Below are 9,904 nucleotides of genomic sequence, written 5' to 3'. Positions count from 1 at the left end.
GCGCTGCTTGACGAAATCGACCAGCCCCATCGCATCGCCGAGCGCGGCGATCTGCTGGCGCGGCGGCAGCGCCTGGAGTCGCTGCTCGAGCGCCGCGCCGCCCTGCTGCAGCCGGTCGAGCGTGGCGGGCTGGGCGGCGTACATTTGGTCGAGCACCGGGAAGAACGTCGCCGTCCCGCCGCACTGGCCGAGCAACGCGGCCGCCAGGTCGGGCGCGCCGTGGACGAGGAAGTCGCGGAACTCGAAGCTCACCTTGCCGCTCGCGACATAGTCGCGCGCCAGCGGCACGGCCGCGTCGCGCGAGAATGCGCCGCAGGTGGGGCAGGTGCGCGCGCCGTATTCGACGAGCTTCACCGGCGCCTCCGGGTTGCCCATCCGGTACCCGCCCTCCGGCGTCCGGGATACCGTCTCCGTCCAATTGCCGCCTGCCGGAGCGGGCGTGGTCGCCAAGGTCGTAGCGTTGCCGGCCGCGGTCGCGCCCGTCTCGCCCGAACAGGCGGTGAGCGCGAGAAGCGGCAGGGCGAAGCATAGGGCGAGGCGGTTCATCGAAAGGCTCCTGGCGTACATTGAAGGCGGGTCATTTCGCGCCGGCCGCGCGCAACAGCGGTTGCAGCTGCGCCCAGTCGGCGGCGGGCGTCTGGCGACCGCCCAGGAAGAAGGTCGGGGTGGCGCGAACTTCGGCTGGGCGCGCCTCGCTCGCCGCGATCATCCGGTCGATCGCGGCGCGGTCGGCGAAACAGGCGGCGAGCCGCGCGTCGGTGACGCCGTTCGCACGCCCGATCGCCGCGAGCCCCGACCCGTCCGCCAGCGCGCGCAACCGCGCCTGCATCGGCTGGCCTTGCGGCCGCGCGGTGTTGGCCTGGTCGTATGCGGCCCCGCGCGGGAGCCAGTCGTTCTGCCCGGCGAATATCGCGTCGCTGGTCCGCGAAAACCCGGCGGGTCCCGCGCAGCGCGCCACCACCACCGCCGTCAGGTCGAACGCGTCGCGGATCAGGTGGCGAAGCTCCAGGCTGGTCGATCCCGATCGGATCATCGCGCCCTTCAACACCGGCTTCGACGCCACCGCGAACTCCGCGCAGTGCGAGCAGGTATAGCTGGCATACTCGATCAGCTTCACGCGCGCCGCCGGATCGCCGACCAGGTATCCGCCGGTCGGGAGCGGCCGCGCGGTCGCCGACCAGTCGGTCGCCCTTCTTTGGGCGGGCGCGGCCGCGGCGACGAGGCACAGGGCCGCGAGGGCGAGGAACGGACGGAACATCTCAGCTGATCCTGGGCAGCGCGCCCGACGCGGCGACGCCGGCGGCGAGCGACTCGAGCACCGCCTTCAGCTCGGGATCGGCGATGGCCTTCAGGCCCGCGCCGAGCTCGACGGGGACCGCGCGGATCGACGGCGGCGCGGCGCGGGGCGCGGGCTTGTCGACCTCGCCCTGGCGGATCAGCACGCGCGCCACCGCCGGATAGCCGAAGAACCGGTTCACCCGATCGGTGATCTCCGGCACGATATGCTGCATGATCACTGCATGCGCGCCGCGCACGGTCAGCGTCAGCGTCCCGTCCTGCTTCTTGCCCTGCGGGAAGCGCAGCGACTCGGGTTGGCTGACCCCGGCATACCGCTCGCCCACGATCTCGGGCCAGCGGCTCACGACCGAGCTCTGCACGAAGCCGAACCGCCGGAACGCCGCGCCGCCGACCTGCGGCAGCAGCTCGGCCACCTGCCGCGATCGGTTCTGTCGCTCGGGAGGGGGAGGGGGGGAGCGTTTGCTCATTGCGGCTCCCATGCCATAGCGCGCCCGTGGACGCCAAGCGCCTATCCGTCGCGTCCGCGCTGCTGACTTGGTACGACGCGCACCGCCGCGACCTGCCGTGGCGCGCCAAGCCGGGCGAGACGCCCGACCCGTACCGCGTATGGGTATCGGAGGTGATGCTCCAGCAGACCACCGTCGCCACCGTCCGCTCGCGCTTCACCGCCTGGACCACGCGCTGGCCGACCGCCAAGGCGCTGGCGACGGCGACGGAGGCCGACGTCATGGCTGCCTGGGCGGGCCTTGGCTACTATGCCCGCGCCCGCAATTTGCATGCGGCGGCCAAGGCGGTGGCGGCGCTGGGCGGCTTCCCTCGCACCGAAGCCGAGTTGCGCGCGCTGCCCGGACTCGGCGCGTACACTGCCGCCGCCGTCGCGGCGATCGCGTTCGGCGAGCGCGCGGTGGTCGTCGACGCCAATGTCGAGCGCGTCGTATCGCGCTTGTTCGCGATCGCCGCGCCGCTGCCCGGATCCCGCCCGGCGATCCGCGCCGCCGCCGACGAACTTACTCCGACCGAGCGCGCGGGCGACTTCGCGCAAGGCATGATGGATCTGGGCGCGACCATCTGCACGCCAAGGCGTCCGCGATGCCTGTTATGCCCGGTGCGGGCCTGGTGCGATGCCTTCGCGACCGGCGAACCCGACCGCTTCCCGGTCAAGCAGCCCAAGCCGGATCGCCCGCAACGCCACGGCACCGCCTTTTGGCTCGAGCATGGTGGCCGCGTGCTGCTCCACCACCGCCCGCCGCGTGGGCTGCTCGGCGGGATGCGGGCGCTTCCCACCGGGCCGTGGACGGACGAGCCTCCCGGCCTCGCGGATGCGCCGGGCGGAACCGGATGGCGGCTGCTCCCCGCGACCGTCGAGCACGGCTTCACGCATTTCCGGTTGCAGCTGGCGCTTGCGGTCGGCGAGGGCTCGGGGCACGAGCCGGGCGAATGGTGGCCGATTGCGGAGCTGGATGGGGCGGGGCTGCCGACCGTGTTCCGGCGCGCGGCGGAAGCATTGAGGAGCGGACGATGAAGCGAGTGACGATGGCGATGACCGCGGCGGCGCTGCTCGCGACGGGGGCTTGGGCCGGACAGGCGCAACGCGCGGCGCGACCTCGGGCGCTTCCGACGCTGGCCGCGCCGAACCGGCTCCCCGCCACCCAGGCGCTGTTCGACGCCTATGTCCGCGACCGCAAGATGCCCGGCATCGCCGCCGCGTTCGGGATCGGCGACGTCGACCCGATCTTCGTCTCCGCCGGCCGCATCGCCGACGACTCGACCGTCGCCGCGGGCCCGGACACTCTGTGGCGCATCTATTCGATGACCAAGCCCGTCACCGCCATGGCCGCGATGATCCTGGTGGAGGAGGGTAAGCTCGGCCTCGACCAGCCCGTCTCCGACATCCTGCCCGCCTTCCGTAACATGCGCGTCCTGACCGATCCCGCCAACAGCCTGGCGAGCCGCCCCGCCGCGCGCCCGATCACGGTCCGCCACCTGCTGACGCACACCGCCGGGCTCGGCTACAACATCGTCACCAAAGGGCCGCTGCTGAAGGAGTACGAACGGCTCGGCATCCTGCCGGGTGCCGCCAACGCGCTGATCGAGGAGCAGGCGCGCCGCGTTCGCCCAACCTCGCTCCAGGCGTTCGCCGACCGCGTCGCGACGCTGCCCCTCATCGCCGATCCGGGAACGCGCTGGAGTTACTCGATCGGCCTCGACGTGCTGGGCGCGGTGGTCGAGCGCGCGTCGGGGATGCCGTTCGATCGGTTCCTGCAGCGGCGCATCTTCACGCCGCTCCGCATGACCTCCACTTACTTCACCGTGCCCGCCGGCGAGGCCGGGCGGTTCGCGACCAACTACGCCTTCATCGGCGCGAACCCGTTCCAGCCCGACCCGCGCGGAACCAACCGCGTCGTCGCCGATCCCGCGCGGACATCGGTATACCTGCGGCCGCCGAGCTTCCCCTACGGCGGCGCGGGGCTCGTATCGTCGGCGCGCGATTACGACCGCTTCCTCCACATGCTTCAGAATGGCGGCGAGCTCGACGGGGCGCGCGTCATGAAGCCCGCGACCGCCCGGCTCGCCATGTCGAACCTGCTGCCCACGGGCGTCACGTTCCAGGGCATCGGCGGCGGCACCGGCGGAACGCAGGGCGCGGGCACGCCGATGGGCTACGGCGCGGGCGGGTCGGTTTACCTCGCCGACCGGCCGGGCGGGCCGAGCAAGGGCACCTACGGCTGGGGCGGGGCGGCTGGAACGATCGCCTATATCGACCCGGTCAAGCGCGTGCGCGGCACGATCATGGTCAACTACTTCCCCGCCGAACGCTGGCCGCTCCGCCAGGACGTCCCCACCGCGCTGGCGCGCGATTTCGTGACGGTACGGTGAACTCGCCTTATATTTTCCGTCACCCCGGACTTGTTCCGGGGTCCATCGTCGTACGCGCTCCCGAGCCGGGGAGTTCGCACCACGATGGATGTCGGAACAAGTCCGGCATGACGATTAGGAAGCGCATGCCTTCTTCCGAAAGCCTCGGGTGAGCCCCCCCGGCTTCACGGGCGGTACGCTCGATCGCGCCGATCGCCTGCGGAACGACCCCGCCGCGCTCGCCGCCGCGCTCTCCGACCGGCGCGCGCGCCTGCTCGTCCTGGGCCCGGGCTACGAGCCGCAGGTGACGCCGGAAGGCCGCCTCGCCTGGACGAGCCTCGCCGACGCCGATCCGGATGCCGAGCTCGTGCTGCTCGGGCTGGAGGACGACCGCCCCCGCTTCGCCCAGGTCACGAACGAGCCCGGCGGCTCGCCCTTCCGCTCGCCGCGCCTGTTAGGCAGCCTCGGCGAGATGCGGCCCGGCGAGGCGGCGACCTATGCCCAGGCGCGCGCCGTGCTCGACTGGCACGCCCGCCACCGCTTCTGCGCCAATTGCGGCTCCCCGAGCGTGGTTGTCCGCGCGGGCTGGGTGCGCCGCTGCGGGTCTTGCGCCGCCGAGCATTTCCCCCGCACCGATCCCGTCGTCATCATGATCGCCGAACACGGCGGCCGCGCGCTGCTCGGTCGCCAAGCATCGTGGCCCGCAGGTCGCTTCTCCGCGCTGGCGGGCTTCGTCGAGCCGGGCGAGTCGGTCGAGGAAGCCGTCGCACGCGAGATCCACGAGGAAGCCGGCGTGCGCGTCCGCGGTGTGCGCTACGTCGCCAGCCAGCCCTGGCCGTTCCCCTCGCAGCTGATGATCGCCTGCGTCGCGGTCGCCGACGACGACGCGCTTACCCTCGACCACAACGAGATCGCCGAGGCGATCTGGGTGAACCGCGACGAGGTCCGCGCGGTGCTTGCGGGCGGGCAGGGCCCGTTCCTTCCGCCCCCGCCCTACGCCATCGCCCATACATTGCTTAGCGAATGGGCAGGAGAGGGCTGAACGTCCGCGAGGCGCAGGATGCGCGTCGCGCTCAGCCGCGTTCCCGTGCGCGCGCGTATGTCCCCAATATGCGCACCCACTTGGCATGAAAACCCAGTTCCTCCAACGCGCGGCCCAATCCCGCATCGCCCGGCCGTCCCTCCACATCGGCGTAGAACTCGGTCGCGGCGAAACTGCCGCCGCGCTGGTAGCTTTCCAGCTTGAACATGTTGACGCCGTTGGTCGCAAAGCCCCCCATCGCCTTGTACAGCGCCGCGGGGACGTTCCGTACTTCGAACACCAGCGTCGTGATCCACGGGCCGTCGCCCTCCGGCGCGGTTTCGTCGCGGGCGAGCATGACGAACCGCGTGGTGTTGTGGTCGGCGTCGGCGATGTCTCCCGCCAGCAGGTCGAGCCCGTACAGCGCCGCCGCGCCCGGCGGCGCGAGCGCGGCGAGCCCGGGCTCGCCGCGTTCCGCCACCAGCGCGGCCGCGCCCGCCGTGTCGGGATAGGGCACCGGTTCGATCCCGCGATCGCGCAGCCATTGGCGGCATTGGCCGAGCGCCTGGGGGTGGCTGACGGCCTGCCGGATCGCACCGCCCGCTCGGCCCATCAACGCGTAGCGGATCGGCAGGAAGTGCTCGCCGACGATGCTCAGGCCCGATTCGGGCAGCAGGAAGTGGATGTCGGCGACGCGGCCGTGGAGCGAGTTCTCGATGGGGATCATCGCGACGCTCGCGCGGCCGTCCCGCACCGCGTCGATCGCGTCGGCGAAGTCGAAGCAGGGCAGGGCCAAGCCGCCCGGAAACGCCTCCGACGCCGCCAGATGGCTGTTCGCCCCCGGCGCGCCCTGGAATGCGACCGCCCGCGCGGGATCGGCGGCTGCGGCGGCGGTCATCCGCGCGACCAGCGGGCGGGCGGGGGCGGGAAAGCTCTCCATCGGAGGTGGCGGTTAGGCGGCGCGGACAGGGCGGGCAAGCGCCGGCGCACGGCCGATGCCCCTTGATCGATGTTGCAACCGGGCTACGCGCGGCTTGCAGGTGCGGACGCGTTTTTCTAGATAGGCCGGTAAAGTAACCTTCTAGGGCTCACGTCAGACACATGGATATCAAGACCAACACGATCGCCGGCTGGGCGTTGGCGGCGTGCGGCGCGGCGCTCGGCCTCGCGATCGTCGGCAGCATGGTGTTCACCGGCGAGCGCCCGGAAAAGATGGGCTACGTGATCGAGGGCGTCGCCGCCGAGGGTGGCGAGGAGGGCGCGGCCGCGCAGGTGCCGATTGCCACTTTGCTCGCATCCGCCGACCCCGCCAAGGGCGCGGACGTGTTCAAGAAATGCGCCGCCTGCCACACGATCAACGCCGGCGGCGCGGCGGGCATCGGCCCCAACCTGCACGGCGTCATGGGCAAGGGCCTGGCCTCGTCCGGATACGGTTATTCCGATGCGCTGAAGGGCGTCGGCGGCAACTGGGACTGGGAGAAGATGAACGCGTGGCTGCTCAGCCCCCGCAAGTTCGCGCCCGGCACCAAGATGACCTTCGCGGGGCTCGGCAACGGCGAGGACCGCGCCAACGTCCTCGCCTATCTCAATAGCCAGGGCTCGAACCTCCCCCTCCCCGCCGCCCCGCCTCCGGGCGCCGCCGCGACCGAGACGGGCGCGACCGATCCCAAGGCGGTCGAGGCGATCGCCAACGCTCAGGCGAACCCGACGGCCGACATCGCCAACACCGCCTCGCCCTCCACGGGCGCGCCGTCGATCGACCCGGCCGCCGCCGAGAAGGGCGCGAAGGTCGGGAAGTAAGTCCCGAGCGCCCGGTTTCCTAGGCCGCCCCCTTCTCCGCCCGTTCGCGGTAGAAGCGCTGAACCGTCGCCCATCCTTCCGCGGCGGTGTCGGCATAAGTGAAGATGCCCAGGTCGCGCTCCGACACCACGCCTTCATCGACCAGCGCCTGGAAATCGACCACCCGGTCCCAGAACTCGCGGCCGTAAAGCAGCACGGGGATCGGCGCGATCTTCCCCGTCTGGATCAGCGTCAGCAGCTCGAACAGCTCGTCGAACGTCCCGAACCCGCCGGGAAACACCGCCAGCGCGCGCGCCTTGAGCAGGAAGTGCATCTTCCGGAGCGCGAAATAATGGAACTGCGTTGACAGGCTCGGCGTGACGTACGGGTTGGGGGCCTGCTCGTGCGGCAACACGATGTTGAGCCCGATCGAATCGGCGTGGACGTCCGCCGCGCCGCGGTTCGCCGCCTCCATGATCGACGGCCCGCCGCCCGAGCACACAACGAAGTGCCGCTGCCCCTGTCCGTCGCGCGGGAAGTTGCTGACCAGCCCGGCCAGCTCGCGCGCGACGTCGTACCAGCGCGCCTTCGCGACCAGGCTCTCGGCGATCCGTTTGGACTTTTCGTCGCTCGCCATCGCCAGCAGCGCCTGCGCCTTGGCGGGTTCGGGGATGCGCGCGGAGCCGTAGAAGACGAAGGTCGACCCGATATGCGCCTCCTCCATGATCAGCGAGGTCTTGAGCAGCTCCAGCTGGAACCGCACCGGCCGCAGATCCTCGCGCAGCAGGAAGTCGAGGTCCTGGAAAGCGAGGCTGTAGGCGGGATCGTCGGTCTGCGGCGTCGACAGGCTGGTCGCGGCGCTCTCGGCCGCCTCGCGGGCGGGCGCGAAGACGCGGTCGGGTACTGGGCCGGAAACTGAAATGTCGGTCATCGGCGGCGCGTTAGCGGCAGAACCCGGCGGCGTCATCCTCCAGGTGAAGGTGGTCGCGGTGCGCCGCGTTATAGTCCGGGCTCAGCACCGTCCCGAACCGCCGGCAGGCCGACCGCCGGATCGTCTGCAGGAACCCGCGCACCGCCGGATCATCCGACGCCCAATCGCGCGCCACGGTGATCTGTCGCCCGTCGCGAAGCGTGAAGCCCGCGACATCGACCGCGTTGGCCGTCGCGTGCCCCGACCGTCGCGCCCCGCCGCCCGCGCCGACGACGTCGCGGCAGGCATAGGTGCCCATGCCCGTCACCCGCGTCAGCTCCGATCCCAGCTCCTGATACGCGGCGGGCGCGACCGCGTTGCGCACCCACCCCGCGAACGCGCGCGCGTTGCCGCAACGCATGGCGGTGATCCCCGTGACCGGCACGCCGATGTCCAGCAGCTGCACCGTCCCATACAACCCGCACCCCGCGCCCGTCGGTTTGTCGGGCAGCGCGCGGAACGCGACCCCCTCCGCGCGCAGGTCCGCGTGGCACTGCGCGACCTCCCGCGCGGGCGGCCGCACGATATCGACGCGCGGCGGCGAGGGTCGCTCCGAACGCCCGCATCCCGCGAGGAGGACGAATGGAAGCAGGACTGCCACCCTCCTCCATTCGTGCTGAGCTTGTCGAAGCAACGTCCTTCCCCTTCGCCGGCCGTGGTGGAAGAAGAACGACCCTTCGACAAGCTCAGGGCGAACGGCAGGCGAAGCGCGCCTATCCTCCACCCGGTCCGACCGGGCGTAATGGCCTGTCTTGCTCCCGCACCCATCCACCGCTACCGCCCCGGCCGGGCCACGCGGTCCCAACGCCGCGCGCGCTCTCTGTGAGGAGAGACCATGACGAATACCCCGACCCGCCCGGGCCTGAAACCCGCGCGTCCGTTCTTTTCTTCCGGCCCGTGCGTCAAGCCGCCCGGCTGGTCCCCCGACAAGCTCGCCACCGCCAGCCTGGGCCGCTCGCACCGCTCCAAGCTCGGCAAGCAGCGGCTCAAATACAGCATCGACCTGATGCGCGAGGCGCTCCAGCTCCCCGACACGCACCGCATCGGCATCGTCCCCGCGTCGGACACCGGCGCCTACGAAATGGCGATGTGGACAATGCTGGGCGCGCGCCCGGTCACCGCGCTCGCCTGGGAGAGCTTCGGCGAGGGCTGGGTGACCGACGCGGTCAAACAGCTCAAGATCGATCCGGTGGTGATCCGCGCCGACTACGGCCAACTACCCGATCTGCAAGCGGTCGATTGGAGCCACGACGTGCTCTTCACCTGGAACGGCACCACCTCGGGCGTCCGCGTGCCGAACGCCGATTGGATCCCCACCGACCGCGAGGGCCTGAGCTTCGCCGACGCCACCTCGGGCGTGTTCGCCTACGACATCGACTGGGACAAGATCGACGTCGCCACCTTCTCCTGGCAGAAGGTGCTGGGCGGCGAGGGCGCGCACGGCGTCCTGATCCTCGGCCCCCGCGCGGTCGAACGCCTCGAAAGCTACACGCCGCCCTGGCCGCTCCCCAAGGTCTTCCGCCTCGTGTCCAAGGGCAAACTGACCGAAGGCGTGTTCGCGGGCGAGACGATCAACACGCCCTCGATGCTCGCGGTCGAGGACGCGATCTGGTCGCTCGAATGGGCCAAATCGCTGGGGCAGGGCGGGCTGATCGCGAGATCGGACGCCAACGCCGCCGCACTGGACCGCATCGTCGAGGCGCGCGATTGGCTCGGCCACCTTGCCCCCGACCCTGCCACTCGCTCGCGCACCAGCGTCTGCCTGACGGTGGAGGGCGCGGACGAGGCACTGATCAAACGGATGGCTGCACTTCTGGAGACGGAAGACGCCGCCTACGACATCGCCGGCTACCGCGACGCCCCGCCGGGCTTACGCATCTGGTGCGGCGCCACCGTCGACACCCCCGACATCGAAGCGCTCGGCCCCTGGCTCGACTGGGCCTACGCGACGGCGCGCACTTAACCCTCTCCCGCCTTCG

Annotated in this window: 11 protein-coding genes; 5 read left to right on the top strand and 6 right to left on the bottom strand. The window is 71.2% G+C overall.

Annotated elements, in window-relative coordinates:
* The 3 genes from ACFE7F_RS09365 to ACFE7F_RS09355 all read right to left on the bottom strand — a co-directional run.
* Positions 1–546 (bottom strand): thioredoxin domain-containing protein (locus tag ACFE7F_RS09365; protein WP_375403589.1); only part of this gene is annotated, 546 nt, incomplete at its 3' end.
* A gap of 31 nt (positions 547–577) precedes the next feature.
* On the bottom strand, positions 578–1,258 hold the full coding sequence (locus tag ACFE7F_RS09360; RefSeq protein WP_375403588.1) for a DsbA family protein: 681 nt from the start codon (positions 1,256–1,258) through the stop codon (positions 578–580).
* A gap of 1 nt (position 1,259) precedes the next feature.
* On the bottom strand, positions 1,260–1,766 hold the full coding sequence (locus ACFE7F_RS09355; protein ID WP_375403587.1) for a DUF721 domain-containing protein: 507 nt from the start codon (positions 1,764–1,766) through the stop codon (positions 1,260–1,262).
* A gap of 26 nt (positions 1,767–1,792) precedes the next feature.
* On the opposite strand from ACFE7F_RS09355, the gene ACFE7F_RS09350 reads away from it, so the two are divergent.
* The 3 genes from ACFE7F_RS09350 (at position 1,793) to nudC (ending at position 5,197) form a co-directional block, all read left to right on the top strand.
* Positions 1,793–2,821 carry an A/G-specific adenine glycosylase gene (locus tag ACFE7F_RS09350; protein ID WP_375403586.1) on the top strand — a complete coding sequence of 343 codons (1,029 nt, stop codon included), beginning with the start codon at positions 1,793–1,795 and terminating at the stop codon, positions 2,819–2,821.
* A complete protein-coding gene (locus ACFE7F_RS09345) occupies positions 2,818–4,176 on the top strand; it encodes a serine hydrolase domain-containing protein (RefSeq protein WP_375403585.1) in 1,359 nt (452 codons plus the stop codon). The genes ACFE7F_RS09350 and ACFE7F_RS09345 overlap by 4 nt, the downstream gene beginning before the upstream one ends.
* A 148-nt stretch (positions 4,177–4,324) precedes the next feature.
* Positions 4,325–5,197 (top strand): NAD(+) diphosphatase, encoded by an 873-nt coding sequence (nudC, locus tag ACFE7F_RS09340; protein ID WP_375403584.1) that lies wholly within the window; start codon positions 4,325–4,327, stop codon positions 5,195–5,197.
* A 31-nt stretch (positions 5,198–5,228) separates the two neighbouring features.
* Here nudC and ACFE7F_RS09335 read toward each other — a convergent pair whose 3' ends face one another.
* Positions 5,229–6,116: a prephenate dehydratase gene (locus ACFE7F_RS09335; protein WP_375403583.1), complete on the bottom strand. Its 888-nt coding sequence runs from the start codon at positions 6,114–6,116 to the stop codon at positions 5,229–5,231.
* A gap of 161 nt (positions 6,117–6,277) precedes the next feature.
* On the opposite strand from ACFE7F_RS09335, the gene ACFE7F_RS09330 reads away from it, so the two are divergent.
* Complete coding sequence (locus tag ACFE7F_RS09330; protein ID WP_375403582.1) at positions 6,278–6,976, top strand: c-type cytochrome; 699 nt, start codon at positions 6,278–6,280, stop codon at positions 6,974–6,976.
* A gap of 19 nt (positions 6,977–6,995) precedes the next feature.
* Here the strand turns inward: ACFE7F_RS09330 and ACFE7F_RS09325 are convergent, their stop codons facing one another.
* On the bottom strand, positions 6,996–7,886 hold the full coding sequence (locus ACFE7F_RS09325; protein WP_375403581.1) for an LOG family protein: 891 nt from the start codon (positions 7,884–7,886) through the stop codon (positions 6,996–6,998).
* A 10-nt stretch (positions 7,887–7,896) separates the two neighbouring features.
* Positions 7,897–8,526, bottom strand: coding sequence for an extensin family protein (locus ACFE7F_RS09320; protein ID WP_375403580.1), 630 nt, complete (start codon positions 8,524–8,526; stop codon positions 7,897–7,899).
* 234 nt (positions 8,527–8,760) lie between these two features.
* Between ACFE7F_RS09320 and ACFE7F_RS09315 the strand changes: the two genes are divergently transcribed.
* Positions 8,761–9,888 carry a phosphoserine transaminase gene (locus ACFE7F_RS09315; protein WP_375403579.1) on the top strand — a complete coding sequence of 376 codons (1,128 nt, stop codon included), beginning with the start codon at positions 8,761–8,763 and terminating at the stop codon, positions 9,886–9,888.
* Positions 9,889–9,904: the final 16 nt, after the last annotated feature.

Origin of the sequence: uncultured Sphingomonas sp. (assembly GCF_964235535.1) — a bacterium.
GTDB lineage: Bacteria > Pseudomonadota > Alphaproteobacteria > Sphingomonadales > Sphingomonadaceae > Sphingomonas.
Note: the sequence above shows the minus strand (reverse complement) of the source record. Positions and strands in the feature narration are given on the sequence as shown.